We start from the raw sequence: 18923 nt of genomic DNA, 5'->3' as shown, positions 1-18923 counted from the left end.
GGTCTGGTGTCGATACTCTGACACAATGACCAGAACGGGCAGCCCGGCCGGTGTGCTTTCGATCAAGCCGTTCCGGCGGCTGTGGATCGCCCTGTCATTGTCGAGTTTCGGCGACTGGCTGAGCATTCTCGCGCTCACGGCGTTGGCCGGCTCTCTGACCAAGGGGACGGCCGAGAATTACGCCATCGGCGGCGTGCTCGTCATCAAGCTGCTGCCTGCGTTGATCTTCGGCCCGCTCGCGGGCGCGGTCGCGGACCGGTTCGACCGCCGCATCACGATGGTGGTCGCGGACGTCTTCAGGTTCGGGCTGTTCCTGTCGATCCCGATCATCGGGCGCCTCGACTGGCTGTACGTCGCGACGTTCCTGATCGAGGTCGTGACGCTGTTCTGGATCCCGGCCAAGGAGGCCACGATCCCGAACATCGTCCCCAAGGAGCAGCTCGAGCGCGCCAACCAGGTCAGCCTCGTCTCGACCTACGGCTCCGCGCCGGTCGCGGCGGCGGCGTTCTCGGTGCTGGCGCTGATCTCCAAGGTGCTGTTCTCGCATCCGCAGCAGCAGCCCAACCTGGCGCTGTACATCAACGCCGTCACCTTCCTGGTGTCCGCGGCGACGATCTTCTCGCTCCGGGAGATCCCCAAGCGGCGCGGCCAGGTGTCGGTGCCCTCGATCCTCAAGCAGATCGTGGCGGGCTGGAAGTTCGTCGGCTCCACTGCGCTGGTCCGCGGTCTGACCATCGGCATCCTCGGCGCCTTCGCCGCCGGCGGCGCGGTGATCGGCATCGCCAAGGTCTACGTCAAGGCGCTCGGCGGCGGCGACGCGGCGTACGGCGTGGTCTTCGGGATGGTCTTCGTCGGGATGGCCGTGGGCATGTTCCTGGCGCCGCGCATCCTGCAGGAGTTCAGCCGGCGGCGGCTCTTCGGCCTGTCGATCATCGGCGCGGGCATCGCCCTGCTGCTGATCGCCCTCATCCCGAACCTCGTGATCGTGGCGCTCTTGACCGCGGTGTGCGGTGCGGGCGCGGGCATCGCCTGGGTGGTCGGCTACACGTTGATCGGCCTGGAGGTCGAGGACAGCGTCCGCGGCCGCACATGGGCGTTCCTGCAGTCGCTCGTACGGGTCGTGCTGCTGCTGGTGGTCGCCGCGGTGCCCTTCATCGCCGGTGCGGTCGGCAACCACCGGTTCACCCTGCCCGGCAAGAACGCCTACCGCTTCGACGGCACCAACGTCGTGCTGGTGGCCGCCGCCCTGGTCGCGGTCATCGTCGGCCTGATCGCGTACCGCCACATGGACGACCGCCGGGGCGTCCCGCTGGTCCGCGACTTCACGGCGGCGCTGCGCGGCGAGCGCTACACGCCGGAGGAGCCCGGCCGCGAACACGGGGTGTTCATCGCCTTCGAGGGCGGCGAGGGCGCCGGCAAGACCACGCAGGCGCGGCTGCTGTCGATCTGGCTGCGCGACCAGGGCTTCGACGTGGTCATGACGCGCGAACCCGGCTCGACGAAGATGGGCATGCGGCTGCGCGCCCTGCTGCTCGACAAGCAGAGCTCGGGGCTGTCGTCGCGCGCCGAGACGCTCCTGTACGCCGCGGACCGCGCGCAGCACGTCGCCGAGGTCATCCAGCCGGCGCTGCGGCGGGGCGCGATCGTGGTCACCGACCGCTACGTCGACTCCTCCCTCGCCTACCAGGGCGCCGGCCGCGAGCTGAAGGTCGCCGAGATCACCGAGATCAACCGCTGGGCCACGAGCGGGCTCGTGCCCGACCTGACGATCGTGCTGGACGTCCCGTCCGACGTCGGCCTGACCCGGTTCGCCTCGCCGGCCGACCGGATCGAGTCCGAGCCGCGGGAGTTCCACGAGCGCGTACGCCGCGGGTTCCGCGCGCTCGCCGACGCCGAGCCGCACCGCTACCTGGTGATCGACGGCACGCGGGCGCAGGAGGAGATCTCCCGGCAGATCCACGACCGGGTGCGCGCCATCCTGCCCGACCCGGTCCCGGCCAGCGCCGAGGACGAGACCAGCACGATGCCCGCCATCAAGGACTGACCACTTCGCGGCGCGGCAGGACGACGGCGGTTCGGACCCTTGGGGGTTCGGGACTTGCTCTGGCATCGGTGTGAGGTGCCCTAGCATCGACGCGTGACCGTCTACGACGACCTGGTGGGCCAGGGGCCCGTCATCGGGCAGTTGGAGGCCGCAGCGCGCGCGGGCGCCGACGTGCTGGCCGGTGCGGGTGGCGGGGGGATGACTCACGCGTGGCTGTTCACCGGGCCGCCGGGTTCGGGCCGGTCGGTCGCGGCGCGGGCGTTCGCCGCCGCGCTGCTGTGTCCCGACCTGGGCTGCGGTCACTGCGTCTCCTGCCACCAGGTGCTGTCGGGCACTCACGCCGACGTCGAGGTCGTACGCCCCGCGGGGCTGTCGTACGGCGTGCGCGAGACCCGTGAGCTGGTGCTGCGGGCGGCGTCGTCGCCGACCGGCGGGCGGTGGCGCGTCGTGCTGTTCGAGGACGCCGACCGGTCCACCGAACAGGCCGCCAACGCCCTGCTCAAGGCGATCGAGGAGCCGCCCGCCCGTACGGTCTGGCTGCTGTGCGCGCCTTCGCCGGACGACCTCGTGGTCACCATCCGGTCCCGCTGCCGTCTCGTGACGCTCCGCACGCCGCCCGCCGACGCGGTCGCCGACGTGCTCGTACGCCGGGACGACATCGACCCCGATGTCGCCGCGGAGGCGGCGCGGGCCGCGCAGGGGCACATCGGGCGGGCCCGGCGGCTGGCCACCGACGAGGAGGCGCGGCGGCGCCGGGCCGAGGTCCTCGCCGTGCCGTCGCGGCTGACCGGCCTCGGACCCGCCGTCGAGGCGGCCGAGGCGCTGGTCAAGGCGGCGGAGGCCGAGGCCAAGGCGGCCGGTGCCGAGCTGGACGCCGCCGAGACGGCCGCCCTGCGCCAGGCGCTGGGCGAGAGCGCCAAGGGCCGGATGCCCCGGGGCACCGCCGGCGCGCTCAAGGAGCTGGAGGACCGGCAGAAGTCGCGCACCACGCGGATGAAGCGCGACGCGCTCGACCGCGCGCTGCTCGACCTCGCCTCGTACTACCGCGACCTGCTTGCCGTCCAGCTCGGCGCGGACGTCGCCCTGGTCAACGCCGAGCGGGCGCGCGAGCTGCGGGCCTACCGCGGCACGCCGGAGGCGACCCTGCAGCGGCTCGAAGCGATCATGACCTGCCGCGAGCGGCTGGAGGCCAACGTGAACCCCCAGCTCGCGGTCGAGGCCATGACGATGGCCCTGCGTACCGGCTGACCTGCGCCTTTCCCAGAACTGACCAATAGCGGCCATGGCTCACATAAGGCGCAACACTGGACTTTCGCCGCGCTGACCGTATCTGATGCCTCCAGGTCTTTACTGTTTCTTGGTAATTCATGGAGGTGTGCGGTGCGGCGCGCCATAGTCCTCGCCGCCTGTGCCGCCGTCACGGTGGCACTCGCGGCACCCGCGCAGGCGGGACCGAGCGGTAACACGACACAGGGCCGGACGAGCGAGTACGTCGTCCTGTACAAGGACGGGGTATCCCTGGCGAAGGCACACTCGGCCGTCGCGGCGGCCGGTGGCACCATCGTCAAGGAGAACACCGCGATCGGCCTGGCCACCGTACGGTCGGCCAACACGGCGTTCCTCACCGACGCGCGCAAGCAGGCGGCGGTGGACGGCGTCGCGCGCAACCGGGCGGTCGGTGAGGCCCCCAAGGTCCAGCGCGTCGCCGCGGCCAAGGCCCAGGCGGTGGAGAAGGAGGGCCGCCACGGCACCCGTACGGGCGGTGCGTCCCACTCCTCGTCGGCGGAGCCGCTCGCGGACCGCCAGTGGGACATGAAGCTGATCCACGCGACGGCCCACGGCTCGTACAAGAAGGAGCCCGGCGACCACCGGGTGCTCGTCGGAGTGATCGACACCGGTGTCGACGGGACGCACCCGGACATCGCGCCGAACTTCGACCGGTCGCTGAGCCGGAACTTCACCACCGACATCCCGGTCGACGCCGACGGCACCGAGGTCGACGGGCCGTGCGAGCACCCCTCGTGCGTCGACCCGGTCGACGAGGACGACAACGAGCACGGCACGCACGTCGCCTCGACGATCGCCTCGCCGCTGAACGGCCTCGGCATGGCGGGCGTCGCACCGAACGTGACGCTGGTGAACGTCCGGGCCGGCCAGGACTCGGGCTACTTCTTCCTGCAGCCGGTGGTCGACGCCCTGACCTACTCGGCGGACCACGGGATCGACGTGGTCAACATGTCCTTCTACACCGACCCGTGGCTCTTCAACTGCGTGGACAACCCGGCCGACTCACCGGAGTACCAGGCCGAACAGCGCGCGGTCATCGAGGCGTCGGAGCGGGCCCTGGCGTACGCGCACCGGCACGGCGTCACCCTGGTCTCGGCGGCCGGCAACGGCGCCACCGACTACACCAAGACCATCATCGACGCGTCCAGCCCGGACTACGTGGCCACGCCCGGCGAGGCCCCGTACGAGCGGACCATCCCGCCGTCCTGCGTCTCGGAGCCGAGTGAGGGCAAGAACGTCATCGCGGTCTCGGCCCTGGGCATCAGCACCCGCAAGTCGTACTACTCCGACTACGGCAACGGTTACGTCGCGGTGTCGGCCCCGGGCGGCGACTCCTACGACACGCCGGACGGCAAGGCGGACGTGACCAAGGCGATCCTGGCCGCGTATCCGAAGTCGCTGGCCGAGCAGCGCGGCGAACTCAACCCCGACGGCACGCCGAACGTGCCGTACGTGGTCCGCTCCTGCAAGGGCTCGACGTGCGGGTACTACCAGTACCTGCAGGGCACGTCGATGGCCTCCCCGCACGCGACGGGCGTGGTGGCGCTGATCGTGAGCAGGTACGGCCAGCGCGACCGCGTCCACGGCGGCCTGACCCTGTCCCCGGACCGCGCGCAGGCGATCCTGGAGGGCACCGCCACCGAACACCCCTGCCCGACCCCGCGCGTGTACACCTACACGCGCTACGTCCTGCAGTCGGACGGCACGTACCAGAAGGTGACGGCCACGCACACCTGCGAGGGCGGCAAGGAGCGGAACGGCTTCTACGGCCACGGCGTCATCGACGCCCTGGGCGCCGTGTCGCACTGATCTCCCGTTTCGAAAGGGGCGTCCCAGCCGGGGCGCCCCTTTTCGCGTACGACCGGTCCGCCTGGAGCAGGTCGCGGCCCAGACCATGCTCGCCCGGTCGGACAGTCCCTAAGCTGGCACTCATGTCGTACCGCGTCACGTTCGTCTGCACCGGCAACATCTGCCGGTCTCCGATGGCCGAGCACATCTTCCGCCACCACGCCGAGCTGGAAGGCCTCGACGTCGAGGTGGACAGCTCCGGCACCGGGCACTGGCACGTCGGCGACTCCGCGGACGAGCGTACGGTCGCGACCCTGCGTAAGGCCGGCTACCGCTCCTCCCACCGGGCACGCCAGTTCGAGGCGCTCTGGTTCGACCGCTACGACCTGATCCTCGCCCTCGACCAGGGGCACCGTACGGACCTGCTCCGCCTGGCGCCCGACGAGGAGGCGCGGCGCAAGATCCGGCTGCTGCGCGAGTTCGACCCGGACGCGCGTGACCTCGACGTGGCCGACCCCTACTACAGTCGCGACTCCGCCTTCGACGAGGTGCGCGAGCAGATCGAGGCCGCCGTCCCGGGCCTGCTCGACCACGTGCGCCGGGCCGTCAAGGAACGATGAACCTCACCGACGTCACCGAGCTCGGCACCAGCCACGAATGGCGCCTGCGGCGGGGCACCCTCCCGGACGGCCGGCGCGTGTTCGTCAAGCAGGCCCGGCAGACGATCGACGGGCTGTTCGCGGCCGAGGCGAACGGCCTGCGCTGGCTCGCCGCGAGCGGCGACGACGCCCCGGTGCCCGAGGTGATCGCCGCCGACGACACCACGCTCGTCCTGCCGTGGATCGAGACCGCGCGGCCCACTCCCGAGGCCGCCGAGCGGTTCGGCCGTGAGCTCGCCGCCGTCCACGGCGCTGGCGCGGACTCCTACGGCGCGCCCTGGCCGGGCTACATCGCCGAGCTGCCGCTCGACAACACCGCCGGAGACGAGTGGCCCGCGTGGTACGCCGAGCGCCGCGTCCTGCCGTACGTGCGCCTGGCGGTGGACCGGGGCGCCCTGTCCGTCCGCGACGCCGCCGAGTTCGAACGCGCCGCCGCCCGCGTCGCCGGAGCCGCGGGCCCGCCCGAGCCGCCCGCGCGCATCCACGGCGACCTGTGGTCCGGCAACGTCCTGTGGAGCGGCGACCGGGGCTGGCTGGTCGATCCGGCCGCGCACGGCGGCCACCGCGAGACCGACCTGGCCATGCTCGCCCTGTTCGGCGCGCCGCACCTGGAGCGCGTCATCGCCGCCTACGACGAGGCGTCGCCGCTGGCCGGCGGCTGGCGCGACCGCGTGCCGCTGCACCAGCTCCACCCGCTGCTCGTCCACGTCGCCCTGTTCGGGGGCTCCTACCGCGAGCAGGCCCTGAACGCCGCCCGCCGCGTGTGAGCACCACCGCCGGACGAGTCGCCGGCGGTCCAGAAGCGGCGGCCGCCCGAGCCGCCGCGTCCTCATCCTTGTCAATCGGAACCTCGTTCCGTATAGTTATCGGAACAACGTTCCGATCTTGCGGCTCCGAATGTGGTGAGTTCCATCAGGCACTGGGCGTTACACCGCGCCCGCGCCTTCCGAAAATAGGTTCCGGTTACCTATCCGGTGTCGCAGACCGTGGCAGTGACGAAAGGACCGGTGGCCTGATGCCGCACACCTCCCGGCCCAGCTTCGGGATCATGACCGCGCCGATGCAGGTCGACTACCACGACGTCCTGCGGGTCTGGCGCGAGGCGGACGCGATCCCGGAGATCGAGCACGCGTGGCTGTTCGATCACCTCATGCCGATCGCCGGCGATCCGAGCGGGCCCACCTACGAGGGCTGGACACTGCTCTCGGCGCTCGCCCCGCAGACCCGGCGGCTGCGCCTCGGCCTGCTGGTGACCAGCAACCGCTTCCGGCCACCCGCGATGCTGGCCAAGATCGCCACGACGGTCGACATCGTCTCCGGCGGACGGCTCGACTTCGGTATCGGCGTCGGCTCGCGCCCCGACCACCCGCTGGCCCGCCGCGAGTACGAGGCACACGGCCTGCCCTTCCACGACACCGCCCACGCCGTGGGGAGCCTCGCCGAGGCGTGCACGGTGATCCGGCGGCTGTGGACGGAGGACGAGCCGTTCGACTTCCAGGGCACGTACGTCCGGCTCACCGGGGCGTTCGGCAACCCCAAGCCCGTCCAGCGCCCTCATCCGCCGATCATGATCGGCGGGCGCTCGGCCGCGACGCTGCGCGTGGCCGCCGAGCACGCCGACCTGTGGAACATCCCCGGCGGCGACATCGACGACGGCGTCCGCCGCAGCGCACTGCTGGACCGCTACTGCGCCGAGATCGGCCGGGACCCCGCCTCGATCACCCGCTCGATCCATCTGCCGGTCTCCTACGACCAGCCCGCCACCACCCGAAAGGCGATCGGCGAGGCGATCGACGCCGGCTTCCTGCACATCATCCTGGGCCTGTCGGCGCCCTACCCCGCCGACGTCGCCCGCTGGGTCACCGACGAGTTCATCACTAGCCACGGCCGATGAACGGCATCTTCGTCGCGGCCAGGGTCATGAACTGCACGTTGGCCTCCAGGGGCAGGCCTGCCATGTACAGGACGGCGCGCGCCACCTGCTCGACGTCGAACGTCGGCTCGGGCGCCAGCCGGCCGTCCGCCTGACGGGCGCCCTCGGCGATGCCCGCGGTCATCTCGGTCGCCGCGTTGCCGATGTCGATCTGTCCGCAGGCGATGTCGTACGCCCGCCCGTCCAGCGACAGTGACTTGGTCAGGCCCGTGATGGCGTGTTTGGTGGCGGTGTAGGCGACACTGCCCGGGCGCGGGGAGTGCGCGGAGATCGAACCGTTGTTGATGATCCGGCCGCCGCGGGGCCGCTGCTCCTTCATCAGCCGCACGGCCTCCCGCGCGCACAGGAACGCGCCGGTCAGGTTCGTGTCGACCGTACGCCGCCAGTCCTCGACGGAGATCTCGTCGGCCGCGCCGGCGGGCCCGAACGTCCCCGCGTTGTTGAACAGCAGGTCGACCCGCCCCCACGCGCGTCGTACCTCGGCGAACAGGCCCGCCACCGCCTCGGCCGACCCGACGTCGGCCGGGACGACCAGGGCCGCGCCGGAGCCGTCGGCGGTCTCCCGCAGCGTCTCGGCTCGCCGTCCCACCAGCGCCACCCGGTAGCCGGCCCCGAGCAGCGCCCGCGCGACCTGCCGCCCGATCCCGGATCCGGCCCCGGTCACGACCGCGACGTTCATGATCGCCCCAAGCCGCGGGCCACAGACAGGCTCCCAAGGAGTGGAGCAGCGCTGCTGCGGCCCTGGACGGAGTGATGCGATGTTCTCACGAGCTTGCGCTCGGCTGTGCGGCGCGCGTTGTGACGTGCACGCTCACGGCCGTGGGTCAACGGTACGTAGTAGTTCCAGCAGACCATGCACCGCAGCGTACTTCTCCGCCGAGAGAGGATCCGGAGTGAAGTGCATGAGTTCGTTGCGGACGTTGCGCACCTCTTCCAGGAGATTGAGAAACATCTGGTGGTCGATGTTCCACCCGAGCATCTCCCACCGCTCAGGCTCCCGAAGCAGATACACGTAATTGCCAAAGGTGAGGTCGTTCGCCCGGTGGACTCTGTTTCGTTGGTGGGGCGGGACCGCCTCGCGAAGCTGTTCCACATGGAACACTTCGTCGGCGGCTCGACGGAGTCTGTTCTCCGCTTCTTCGATCAACACGAACGGCCTGGCGATGTTGCCGAACTGTCGAGTGAGATCGGAGGCGGTGATGATTCCTGTGACTCGATGGCGGTCGGCGTGCCGGACGAAGACGTAGCCTCGCTCGTAGATGACGTTGATCTGATCGAGCAAGAGCGCGTCGTGATCGACGACAAGTGCAGGGATTGTCGCGTCTTCGAGAGTCGGCTGGTCGGATGCCACATGAGCCTTGCCGATCGACTCCCAGCTGACCGCGCCGTAACAGGTCTCATCTTCCCCGATGACAGCCAGTTGGGAGAATTTCAGCTTCAGCATCAAGGTCTTGGCCTGTGTGAGGGTCGCGGTGCTCGGAACCGAGACGAGCGGGGAGGGAAGATTACCGAGCCTCAGCGTCATGTGTTGGGTCTCGGATACGTCCTCGGTGTCCTCGACGTCGTCGACCAGGGCGGTGTGTGAATCCGGCTCCGCACCCTGAGGTATGAGCGTGATCTCGTTCTCGACCGACCCTTCGGTGAACGGCGGCCGGGTCGTCAGCCCCCGGTCCGCGAGGTCGGACTTGATCGTCGCGATGACGCTGCTGGTCCGCCGTTGGGCACCCCAATGCTCCAAAAAGCTACGAATCGTCAGTCTCCGGGGTTCTGCCGGGTCGCGCGAGACGGCGTCCTCGAGGAGCTCGTCCGAGGTCGTGATCTCTTCGTCGCCGTCCAGCCCTGGGTCGGTCCCTTGACCTGCGAGGTGGGAGAGTCGGCGCGCCGCGTCATTACGGCTCAATCGGCAGATGGTGAGCAGTGAACCCATGCTTGCCCGCAGGTCCGGCCGTAGTGCGTCCACGGAAACGTCCGTACGGATCCACTGGACCTTGCGGACATGCCGGAAGCCGGCGGGCTCCTCTTCCCGGTATTCATAGGGACCGACGAAACGCCCGATGGCGATCTTCCCAGGATGTGTCTTCAGTGGCATCACTGCGAGATCATCATTGCTGATCTGTTTGACAAGACGCCAAAGCTGCCCAGTCCAGTTGGCGACAACATTTTTTGCTGCGTCGGGATAGGCGTCATGGATGGCCTTGCGAAGCTCCTCGCGAGTGCGACAGAAGCTAATATCGCCTAAGCTATCCCATCCCACGATGACGAGGCCTTCATCGAGTGATTTCTTCTCGCGCTCGCCATCTCTCCCACCGCGGACCATCCATGCTGCGGGTTCGCTGACGCGTCTGATTTCTTCCGCCACCGTTGTCCCCCGGTATCCAGAGGGCAATAGGGTACAACGAGCGGCTGTCGAACTCCTATGACGTTCGGATAATCGGTCAAGGATAAGGCAACGCACGGAAAACGAGTCAGGTGCGTCGCGCGATCCCGAGTGCCCAGACGATGAGCGGTACCTGGAGGGGCAGGCGGCCGTACGCGGCCGTGCGGTGCGGCAACGGGCGGTGGCGTCGGTCGTAGGCCATCTTCACGTTCGCCGGGAAGACGCCGACGAACAGGCCGGCGGCCGTCAGTGCGCCCACCCGGCGCGTGCGCGGGACGGCGACCGCCGCCGCGCAGGCCGGCTCGGCCAGGCCGCTCGCGTACGTCCCGGCGCGCGGGCGGCCCGGCAGGCGGGACGGGATGATCGCCTCGTACGGGCGGGGGCGGAGGAAGTGGGTCACGCCGGCGCCGGCGGGCAGCGCCGCGAGCCCGAGCGCGGAGCGGGATGTCATGGTCGCTCACGCTATCCCGGTGGGCCGTCCAGGGCGCCGCTGCGGCCCTGGACGGCCCCTGAGGGAGATCAGTTCGGCAGCGTCCACTGCTGGGCGGCGGTCCCGTTGCAGGTGTAGATCTGCAGCTGGGTGCCGTCCGTCGTGCTGCTGTTCGGGTCGTCCAGGCACTTGCCGGACTCGGGGTTGGTCAGCGACCTGGCCGTCGCGTTGTAGGTCCACTGCTGCGCACCGGTGTTGTTGCACTGGTACAGCTGGACCTTCGTGCCGTTCGCCGTACCGCTCGTGGTCACGTCGAGGCACTTGCCGAACGCGGTCAGCGTCCCGTCACCGGTGACCGTCCACTGCTGGGCGTTGGTCCCGTTGCACGTGTAGAGCTGCACCGGCGTGCTGTCGGCCGCCGAGCTGTTCTTCACGTCGACGCACTTGCCGGCGATGCCGGAGGTGATCGGCCCGGTGTGCGTACCCGACCCGCCCGATCCGGCGTACGACGGTGGCGCCGACGACGCCGCGGTCGCCCACGAGGTGTTGGCGGTGGTTCCGAGGGTGAAGTTCAGTGTGCCGCCGCTCGTCACCGCCGACGGGGTCAGGTAGGCGTTGTTCCAGTTCGCGCCGTTCCACGTCGCGCTCTGCACGTACGGGGCGTCGGTCGCGGCCTGCGGGGCGTTGATCGTCAGCTTGTTCCCGGTGCTGAGCGTGATCACGACCTGGGTGAACAGCGGGCTGCCCAGTGCCAGGTCGGCCGTGCCCGGTGTCTCGGGGAAGATCCCCATCGCCGACCAGACGTACCAGGCGCTCATCGTGCCCAGGTCGTCGTTGCCGACGCCCCAGCCAGTGGGGGAGTCCGGCCACAGCTGGTTCTGCACGTTGCGGATGACCGACTGGGTCTTCCACGGCTGGCCGACGTAGTCGTACTCCCAGGGCAGCTCGATGCTCGGCTCGTTGCCGAGGTCGGCGTGGTCGCCGCCGCTGCCGTTGTACGCGCCGAGCACGTGGTCGAGGTAGGAGATCATGGCGGCGTTGCCGCCCTTGGCGTCGGCCAGGCCGCGCACGTTGAACGGCACCATCCCGGTGTACTGCCACGACGTGCCCTCGACCATGTTGTCGCCGCTCGTCGGGGAGAAACCACCGGTCCACGAGCCGCTGGCGATCTTCGGTTGCATGAAGCCGCTGGAGGGGTTGAGCAGGTTCTTCCAGTCCTGCGCCCGGTTCACGAACTTCTGCTGGTTCGCGGTGTCGCCGAGCGCGCCCGCGAAGGCGCCCAGGGCGAAGTCGGCCGTGTTGTACTCCAGCGTCGTCGAGACCGACCCGTAGAAGTTGCAGCAGCCGTAGGAGCCGTCGCTGGGCAGGTAGCCGATGCTGTCGAGGTAGTTCAGACCGGGCCGGTCGTTGTTCGCGACCGTCGCCTCGTGGATCATCGCACTCTTGGCCGCCGCGGTGTCGAAGCTCCGCCCGCCGAAGGCGTAGATGTCGGCGATGATCGCGTCGGCCGGGTCGCCGACCATGACGTAGGACTCGCCGTTGGCCTGCGCCCACTTGGGCAGCCGCGTGCTCTGGGCGTAGTCGTTGACCGCCGACTGGGCCACGTCACCGGCCTGTGTTGGCGCGATCATGCCGATGAGCTGCGCCTGACTGCGGTAGATGTCCCAGCCGGAGTAGTTCGCGTACTGGGCGTGACCCGAGGCGACCGTGTGCACGGCGTTGTCGAAGCCCATGTACTGCCCGTTCGTGTCGCTGAACACGTTCGGGTGCAGCAGCGCGTGGTAGAGCGAGGTGTAGAAGACGTGCTGCTGCGCGGTGGTGCCGCCGGAGATCTGGATCTTGGACAGCGCGTCGTTCCAGGCGTTGTGGGCCGCCGTGCGCTTGGCGTCGAAGTCGAAGTTCGGCACCTCGGCGTCCCGGTTGGCCTTGGCGTTCGCGTCGGAGGTGAAGGAGATGCCGATCCGGGCGTTCACGACGTGGTCCGTCGTGGTGTTGAACGTCAGGTACGCCCCGTTCGGGTCGGCCAGCGGCGCGGGCTGAGCCTGCGCGGCGCCGTGCAGGGTGGGCCGGCCGGGCTGCTCGGCGGCGTTCTTGGCGGCCCGCTTGGGCGTGGTGGTCGCCGCCGACTTCGCCGAGGTCGTACGGGCGCCGGCCTTGACGGTGGAGGCCAGCCACGTACCGGTGGTGAACGGCTGGTCGAACACGACCGAGAAGTGCAGTGTGTAGGTGTTGCCGGCGTTGCAGAAGTGGCCGCTCGTCACCGAGCCGACGACCTCCGTGTCGCTCACCGCGCTCCAGGAGTTCGCGTAGTCGCCGTTCTGGCTGCCGGTGAGCTTGAACAGCAGGTTCGCCTGGGTCGTGGCGGGGAAGGTGAACCGCCCGATCCCGCCGCGCGTGGTCGTGGTCAGCTCGGTCTTCACCCCGTTGCCGAGGGTCACGCCGTAGTAGCCGGGCGAGGCGGACTCGTTCGCGTGGGAGTAGGAGGACCCGGCCGAGCCCGGGTTACTGATCGCGCCGGTGGTCGGCATGATCGGCACGTCGCCGTACGCCCCGCAGCCCGGGCCGGACATGTGGGTGAGGCTGAACCCGGTGATCGTGGAGCTGCCGTACGTGTAGCCCCCGCCCTGCGCGCGCGAGGAGGTGTCGGGGCTCCACTGGAGCATGCCGAACGGCACGTCGGCGCCGGGGAAGTCGTTCGCCGCGTTGGCCGTGCCGATGAGGGGGTTGACGAGGGAGGCGGGGTCGGAGACGGCGGCGGACGCCGCCTGGGCGGGGACGATTAACGCGGCGAGCAGCGTGCCGGCGGACACGAGCGGGCCGAGGAGACGGGGGAGTGCCATGCGTGAGCGCCCTTTCGCGGAGGAGAGACAGGGCTCATGACAACGTTGTCAGATCACTCGTACGCCGCCGTGGAAGTCGAGTCAAGGCCTCTGTCACCACCTGGCCATTCGACCGTTTGATGGTGGTTCGGGGGCGCGTAGGCTGGCCGGAAAGTCGACGGGACGGAGCGAAGCATGGGCATGATGATGGCCGTCAGCTTCACGCGCTACGGACGTCTGTACTACCTCGACCCGGGTCCCTACAGCCCGAAGGTCGGCGACAAGGTGCTCGTGCCGACCGACTCCGGCCCGGAGGTGGCCGAGTGCATCTGGGCCCCGCAGTACGTCTCCGAGGACGTCGAGGGCCTGCCGGTCTGCGAGGGCATCGCCGGTGAGGAGCACCTGGCCCGCGACGAGGCGAACCGCCGCCGGCGCGCCGAGTCGCGCTCGATCGCCAAGAAGCTGATCCGCAAGCACGAGCTGCCGATGAAGGTCATCGGCGTCGACTACCTCGACCAGGACAACGTCTACCGGGTCTACTTCTCCGCGCCGCACCGCGTCGACTTCCGCGCCCTCGTACGCGACCTGGCGCGGTCGATGAAGGCCCGGGTCGAGCTGCGCCAGGTCGGCCCGCGCGACGAGGCCCGGCTGCAGGGCGGCATCGGCCCGTGCGGGCGCGACCTGTGCTGCGCGACGTTCCTCAAGGACTTCGAGCCGGTGTCGGTCCGCATGGCCAAAGAGCAGGACCTGCCGGTGAACCCGCTGCGCATCGCGGGCGCCTGCGGGCGCCTCATGTGCTGCCTGAAGTACGAGCACCCGCTGTACGTCGAGGCCCACGAGCGCATGCCCAGGCTCGGCGCACGCGTGGGCACCCCGGCCGGCAACGGGCAGGTCGTCGGCCGTAACGTACCCTCGGACACGGTCAACGTACGCCTCGACGGCGGGCGCAAGTGCGCCTGCCCGGTGGCGTCGGTGTGCTCACCGCGCCGCCAGCACGACGATCACTACGGCGACAATCAGGATGACTCGCCGAACGCTGGGTAACGATGCTGTGGCGGTACGCGAGCGTAGGCTGCCAGGGAGAATTTATCGGCGACAAGAACGGTAACGGCGTGAAAAAGTTCCGTACGGTGACCGGTCTGGCCGTGGCGGCCTTCGTCGCGGCGGCCTGCACCGGCACTCCGAATTCCAAGGCGGCGCCATCCCCGTCGCCGAAGGGCATCGCGCGATTTTACGCCCAGCGTGTCTCCTGGCACGACTGTGGCGGCGGTTTCCAGTGCGGAACGCTTCACATGCCACTCGACTACGCCCACCCCGACGCCCAGCGCATCACGATGTCGGTCATCCGGCTCCCCGCCGAGGGCCAGCGCAAGGGCTCACTCCTGATCAACCCGGGCGGCCCGGGCGGCTCCGGCGTCGAGTTCGTCCGCGACGGCGCCCGCCAGTTCGGCGCCGACCTGCGCAAGAACTTCGACCTCGTCGGCTTCGACCCGCGCGGCGTCAACCAGACCAAGCCGGCGGTCCGCTGCCTGACCAGCAAGGAGCTCGACCGGTTCTTCGCCACCGACACCTCGCCGGACAACGCCGCGGAGGTCAACGACCTGGTCAAGGTCAGCAAGGGCTGGGCCAACGACTGCAAGGAGCGCATCCCGTCCCTGCTCCCGTATGTCGGCACGATCAACGCCGCCAAGGACATGGACGTCCTCCGCGCCGCCCTCGGCGACTCGGGGATGACCTACTACGGCGCCTCGTACGGCACGTACCTGGGCGCGTACTACGCCGACCTGTTCCCCACGCACGTACGGGCGATGGTCCTCGACGGCGCCATCGACCCGAAGCTGTCCGGCGACGCGGTCAACATCGAACAGGCCAAGGGCTTCGACACGGCCGTCCACGCGTTCGCCGCCGACTGCGTGAAGGCCAACAACTGCCCGCTCGGCAACGGCTCGGTCCACTCGGCGCTCGCCAAGCTCCAGCGGTTCTTCAGCCAGACGGACAAGAAGCCGCTGAAGAACGGCCTAGGCGACGGCCGCGTGGTGGACGAGTCCCTGGTCGAGTTGGGCGTCGCCTCCGCGCTGTACAACAAGCAGACCTGGCCGATCCTGCGCCTCGCCCTGAAGAGCGGCATGGAACAGGGCGACGGCACGACCCTGCTGCGCCTGGGCGACCTGCTGGTCGAGCGCAACAAGGACGGCTCGTACTCCAACCAGAGCGAGGCCAACATGGCCGTCAACTGCGTGGACAAGCCGTACTCCCGCTCCCTGACATCCTGGAAGCAGCAGGCCGCCAAGGCGAAGAAGGCCGCCCCGCTGTTCGGCCAGTTCGTGGTGTGGGGCACGCTGCCCTGCGGCTTCTGGCCGGTCCAGAGCCACGAACAGCCCCGCGCACTCCACGCCCACGGCTCAAAGCCGATCCTGGTCGTCGGCACGACCCGCGACCCGGCGACGCCGTACAGGTGGGCCCAGAGCCTGGCGTCGGAACTGAACGCGGGCGTGTTGCTGAGCCTGGACGGCGACGGCCACACCGCCTACCTTCAGGGCAACCCCTGCATCAGCAGCGCGGTCGACCGCTACCTGATCTACGGGACCACTCCTAAGAAGAACACGATGTGCCACTAGCAGCCGGGTGCACGAGGAGTGCCTGAGACCCGGTAGACTCAACGGGCGTCGCACCGCGGTGCGGCAGGCCGCCTTAGCTCAGTCGGCAGAGCGATTCACTCGTAATGAATAGGTCGTCGGTTCGATTCCGACAGGCGGCTCAGTGTTGGTCCGGGGGGGCGACCCCCCGGAACCCCCCGATGTGGGGGGGCTTCCGCCCCCCACGCCCCCCACACGGGCTGGGGTTGTGGATAGCCGCCTGCGCGTTGTGGCTAAGCACGCGGTCTTTTGGGGATTGCTGTTTCTGGCTTAGTCCATAGGCACTGATCGTGGCAGGCAGTACGCATGGCCGGCGTCGTCCCTCGTGACATCGCGTTTGGGCGGCGGATGAGGTCGGCGAGGGGTGCGAAACCTCGGGGATGGAGATCCTCCCCTGGGTTGCTGACAGCCAGAGTTGACAGCCTAGTGCCGCATCAAGCAACGTTTGCCCTGTTGCGGTGACGCGCCGTCGGGATGCTGGCCCCAGGCGGTAGGTCACGGCCAGTCTGTGCGGGTGGCAGAACGGGTACGGGTCCGTGAGATCGATGAGGACGAAGGCCGTCGGCTGTTGCGGATCATCCGCAGGGGCACCGGGTCGGTGGTGACCTGGCGACGGGCTCAGATGGTGTTGCTGTCCGCTCAGGGCATGAGCGTCAACAAGATCGCCGAGGTCACATTCACCAGCGGTGACCGTGTCCGGGATGTGCTCCACAACTTCAACGCCGATGGCTTCGATTCGCTGTATCCGAAGTACTCCGGCGGGCGGCCGAAGACGTTCACCCTGGCCGAACGCCGGGAGATCAAGAAGATCGCCAAGTCCAGGCCGGCCGAGCACGGCCTGCCGTTTTCGACCTGGAGCCTGGCCAAGCTGGCCGACTTCCTGGTCGCCGAGGGGGTGGTCGACGACATCAGCCACGAGGGCCTGCGCATCCTGCTCCGCGAGGAAGGCGTCTCGTTTCAACGCGTGAAAACCTGGAAGACCTCCCGCGATCCGGACTACGCCGCCAAGAAAGCCCGCATCGAGCACCTGTACGCGGTCGCCGATGGGGAGGTCATCCCCGAGGAAGGCGAACCTGAAGTCGTCTTCTGCCTGGATGAGTTCGGCCCGCTCAACCTCCAGCCCCACCCGGGCCGCCACTGGGCCGAACGCGGCGGCCGGCACAAGGACCCCGACCGCCAACCCAGGCCCCGCCGGCGGGCGACCTACACCCGCCCGCACGGGGTCCGGCACCTGTTCGCCGCCTACGACCTGGGCCAAGACAAGCTTTACGGGCACATCAAGAAGACCAAGAACCGCTCGAAGTTCCTGGAATTCTGCCGCTACCTGCGCAGCCTCTATCCCGCAACCGTCCGCATCGCGATCGTGTGCGACAACTACTCCCCGCACCTGACCACCAAGCGATGCCATCGGGTCACCGACTGGGCCGAAGCCAACAACGTCGAGATCGCCTACACCCCGACCAACTCCTCATGGCTCAACCGGATCGAAGCCCAGTTCACCGCCCTGCGCTACTTCGCCCTCGACGGCACCGACCATGCAAGCCACAAGGAACAAGGCAGCATGATCCGCCGCTACATCATCTGGCGGAACAAACACGCCACCGACCAGCGACTACGCGAGGTCGTCAACAAGGCGAACGTTGCTTGATGCGGCACTAGAGCGAGCAGAGTCTCCCGGCATCACCCCGTGCCGTGACACTGTGGCTCGACTGCCGCCCGTGTAGTTCGACCCTCGGAGTGCACGAGCTCCTATCGCTCCCCAGTGTCATTCGATGGGCCGAGTAGCTCCCGGTACGCCTCGCGGAGATCGGTCACCAGCGGCATACGGCCGGCCTCCACAGCACTGATCACCTCGCCGGCGCGCCAGTAGTTCGACGGCACGAGAACGCCGCTCGTGACGGCCGTCAGCGTCTCATGCGCGGCCTCCTCGTGCTGTCCGGCGGCAACGAGCGCGAGGGACAGGTCGAGGCGCGCCGAGGCGACCCTGCGCGCGCGTACGCTGCCGTTGGTCGGCGCCTGCATCCGGACGAGGACCTGCCGGGCGTACGGCTCGGCGGCCGGGTCACCGAGCCATGCCAGCGTGGTCGCGGTGTACGCGTCCGCCTTGGCGGGGTCGTAGCGATAGTGGTGCTCCGGCCTGTCCGGGGCGGGCAGGTTGCCGGCCAGCGTGGCGACGCGGTCGAGCTGCGCGCGGGTCTCCCGTACGGCGCCGAGGCGAGCCCATGCGCGCCCCTCCTGCGCTGTGGCTTGGATGTACGCCGAGCTGCCGTTCGGTGCGACGCGCTGCGCGCCCTGCGACAGCGTGACAGCGCGCGGGTAATCACCATCGGTGAGTGCCTGCCATGCCTCGGTTTCGAGGCACCATGCGGCGATCTCGGCGTGCCCGGTCTCCTTGGCCATTCCCGCCGCGGTGCGCAGGCGGGCCACCGCGGCGTCGCGCTGGTCGAGGTCGATGTCGCAGGTTGCACCGAGCAGAGACAGCCAACCCCCGATAACGAGCAGGCGCCGATGCTCGGCGAGCGTCTTGCGCGCGTCGAGCAGGTCGGCGAGATAGCCGAGATGGCGTCGAATCCGTCCAAGGAGTTCGGCCGGATGCGTCCGGTGGTAGGCGATGGCGAGGTCGTCGACGGCGTGCTCGAAACGCTCGAGCGTCTCGGTGCCTACATCGCTCGCGGCTGCTCGTCGCATCAGTTCCAAGGCTTCGATCTCGTCGTCGGTGGTCGTGACCGGCATGGGTACGGGGCGCGTCGCATCGGCGCCGAACAGCTCAGCCTCGGTCAGCTCGAACACTACGCAGTAGAGCAGACGGTTGCGGCCGCGCGGCACGTGCTCGCCGGCCTCGTAGCCGCGGATCATGCGGCGTAAATCCTCGAGCTTGGGCATGTGCCGGCGGTCGCGGTCGCTGGCGGCGTCTCGAAACGCCTCGGCGAGCGCATCCACGGTCATGTGG

At 69.2% G+C, this 18923-nt stretch carries 14 protein-coding genes and 1 tRNA gene; 10 read left to right on the top strand and 5 right to left on the bottom strand.

All coding sequences use genetic code 11. The annotated features are described in order from the left end of the window. The first annotated feature begins 25 nt into the window (after positions 1–25). From tmk to OG417_RS50335, 6 genes are all read left to right on the top strand, one after another. Positions 26–2044: a dTMP kinase gene (gene tmk, locus OG417_RS50360; RefSeq protein ID WP_329245783.1), complete on the top strand. Its 2019-nt coding sequence runs from the start codon at positions 26–28 to the stop codon at positions 2042–2044. Positions 2045–2137: 93 nt separating this feature from the next. After that, a complete protein-coding gene (locus OG417_RS50355; RefSeq protein ID WP_329245780.1) occupies positions 2138–3292 on the top strand; it encodes a DNA polymerase III subunit delta' in 1155 nt (384 codons plus the stop codon). Between the two features lie 132 nt (positions 3293–3424). Next, positions 3425–5140 carry a S8 family peptidase gene (locus OG417_RS50350; protein ID WP_329245778.1) on the top strand — a complete coding sequence of 572 codons (1716 nt, stop codon included), beginning with the start codon at positions 3425–3427 and terminating at the stop codon, positions 5138–5140. 122 nt (positions 5141–5262) lie between these two features. Continuing rightward, a complete protein-coding gene (locus OG417_RS50345) occupies positions 5263–5739 on the top strand; it encodes a low molecular weight protein-tyrosine-phosphatase (RefSeq protein WP_329245776.1) in 477 nt (158 codons plus the stop codon). Continuing rightward, positions 5736–6545: a fructosamine kinase family protein gene (locus OG417_RS50340; RefSeq protein ID WP_329245774.1), complete on the top strand. Its 810-nt coding sequence runs from the start codon at positions 5736–5738 to the stop codon at positions 6543–6545. Before OG417_RS50345 ends, OG417_RS50340 begins: the two co-directional genes overlap by 4 nt. Before the next feature lie 248 nt (positions 6546–6793). Continuing rightward, the gene (locus OG417_RS50335; RefSeq protein ID WP_329245772.1) at positions 6794–7672 is read left to right on the top strand and encodes an LLM class flavin-dependent oxidoreductase; all 879 of its coding nucleotides are present in this window, start codon (positions 6794–6796) and stop codon (positions 7670–7672) included. On the opposite strand, the gene OG417_RS50330 is transcribed toward OG417_RS50335, so the two are convergent. The 4 genes from OG417_RS50330 to OG417_RS50315 all read right to left on the bottom strand — a co-directional run bounded on the left by OG417_RS50330 (position 7656) and on the right by OG417_RS50315 (position 13358). Next, complete coding sequence (locus tag OG417_RS50330; protein WP_329245769.1) at positions 7656–8390, bottom strand: SDR family oxidoreductase; 735 nt, start codon at positions 8388–8390, stop codon at positions 7656–7658. The two genes, OG417_RS50335 and OG417_RS50330, sit on opposite strands and share 17 nt — an antisense overlap. Before the next feature lie 132 nt (positions 8391–8522). Then, the gene (locus tag OG417_RS50325; RefSeq protein WP_329245765.1) at positions 8523–10070 is read right to left on the bottom strand and encodes a CBS domain-containing protein; all 1548 of its coding nucleotides are present in this window, start codon (positions 10068–10070) and stop codon (positions 8523–8525) included. 106 nt (positions 10071–10176) lie between these two features. Then, the gene (locus OG417_RS50320; protein WP_329245763.1) at positions 10177–10539 is read right to left on the bottom strand and encodes a DoxX family protein; all 363 of its coding nucleotides are present in this window, start codon (positions 10537–10539) and stop codon (positions 10177–10179) included. A 68-nt stretch (positions 10540–10607) separates the two neighbouring features. After that, positions 10608–13358 (bottom strand): lectin, encoded by a 2751-nt coding sequence (locus tag OG417_RS50315; RefSeq protein WP_329245760.1) that lies wholly within the window; start codon positions 13356–13358, stop codon positions 10608–10610. Positions 13359–13532: 174 nt separating this feature from the next. Here OG417_RS50315 and OG417_RS50310 point away from each other — a divergent pair, with 174 nt between their 5' ends. The 4 genes from OG417_RS50310 to OG417_RS50295 all read left to right on the top strand — a co-directional run bounded on the left by OG417_RS50310 (position 13533) and on the right by OG417_RS50295 (position 17621). Then, entirely contained in the window at positions 13533–14381 is an 849-nt protein-coding gene (locus OG417_RS50310) for a PSP1 domain-containing protein (RefSeq protein ID WP_329245757.1), read from the top strand. A gap of 68 nt (positions 14382–14449) precedes the next feature. Beyond that, complete coding sequence (locus OG417_RS50305) at positions 14450–15955, top strand: alpha/beta hydrolase (protein ID WP_329245754.1); 1506 nt, start codon at positions 14450–14452, stop codon at positions 15953–15955. 67 nt (positions 15956–16022) lie between these two features. Continuing rightward, positions 16023–16095: transfer RNA gene (locus OG417_RS50300), tRNA-Thr, on the top strand. A gap of 392 nt (positions 16096–16487) precedes the next feature. Then, the gene (locus tag OG417_RS50295) at positions 16488–17621 is read left to right on the top strand and encodes an IS630 family transposase (protein ID WP_329245751.1); all 1134 of its coding nucleotides are present in this window, start codon (positions 16488–16490) and stop codon (positions 17619–17621) included. Positions 17622–17722: 101 nt separating this feature from the next. Here the strand turns inward: OG417_RS50295 and OG417_RS50290 are convergent, their stop codons facing one another. Next, positions 17723–18919 (bottom strand): hypothetical protein, encoded by a 1197-nt coding sequence (locus OG417_RS50290; RefSeq protein ID WP_329245748.1) that lies wholly within the window; start codon positions 18917–18919, stop codon positions 17723–17725. Positions 18920–18923 lie beyond the last annotated feature (4 nt).

This window comes from Actinoallomurus sp. NBC_01490, assembly GCF_036227085.1.
In the GTDB taxonomy this organism is placed as follows: Bacteria; Actinomycetota; Actinomycetes; order Streptosporangiales; family Streptosporangiaceae; genus Actinoallomurus; species Actinoallomurus oryzae.
This window is presented reverse-complemented; position numbering and strand designations above follow the sequence as displayed.

What these genes read in the sequence shown, in the direction of transcription:
- tmk (WP_329245783.1), top strand. Translation starts at nt 26, where the DNA reads ATGACCAGAACGGGCAGCCCGGCCGGTGTGCTTTCGATCAAGCCGTTC.
- OG417_RS50345 (WP_329245776.1), top strand. Translation starts at nt 5,263, where the DNA reads ATGTCGTACCGCGTCACGTTCGTCTGCACCGGCAACATCTGCCGGTCT.
- OG417_RS50340 (WP_329245774.1), top strand. Translation starts at nt 5,736, where the DNA reads ATGAACCTCACCGACGTCACCGAGCTCGGCACCAGCCACGAATGGCGC.
- OG417_RS50335 (WP_329245772.1), top strand. Translation starts at nt 6,794, where the DNA reads ATGCCGCACACCTCCCGGCCCAGCTTCGGGATCATGACCGCGCCGATG.
- OG417_RS50330 (WP_329245769.1), bottom strand. Translation starts at nt 8,390, where the DNA reads ATGAACGTCGCGGTCGTGACCGGGGCCGGATCCGGGATCGGGCGGCAG.
- OG417_RS50320 (WP_329245763.1), bottom strand. Translation starts at nt 10,539, where the DNA reads ATGACATCCCGCTCCGCGCTCGGGCTCGCGGCGCTGCCCGCCGGCGCC.
- OG417_RS50315 (WP_329245760.1), bottom strand. Translation starts at nt 13,358, where the DNA reads ATGGCACTCCCCCGTCTCCTCGGCCCGCTCGTGTCCGCCGGCACGCTG.
- OG417_RS50310 (WP_329245757.1), top strand. Translation starts at nt 13,533, where the DNA reads ATGGGCATGATGATGGCCGTCAGCTTCACGCGCTACGGACGTCTGTAC.
- OG417_RS50290 (WP_329245748.1), bottom strand. Translation starts at nt 18,919, where the DNA reads ATGACCGTGGATGCGCTCGCCGAGGCGTTTCGAGACGCCGCCAGCGAC.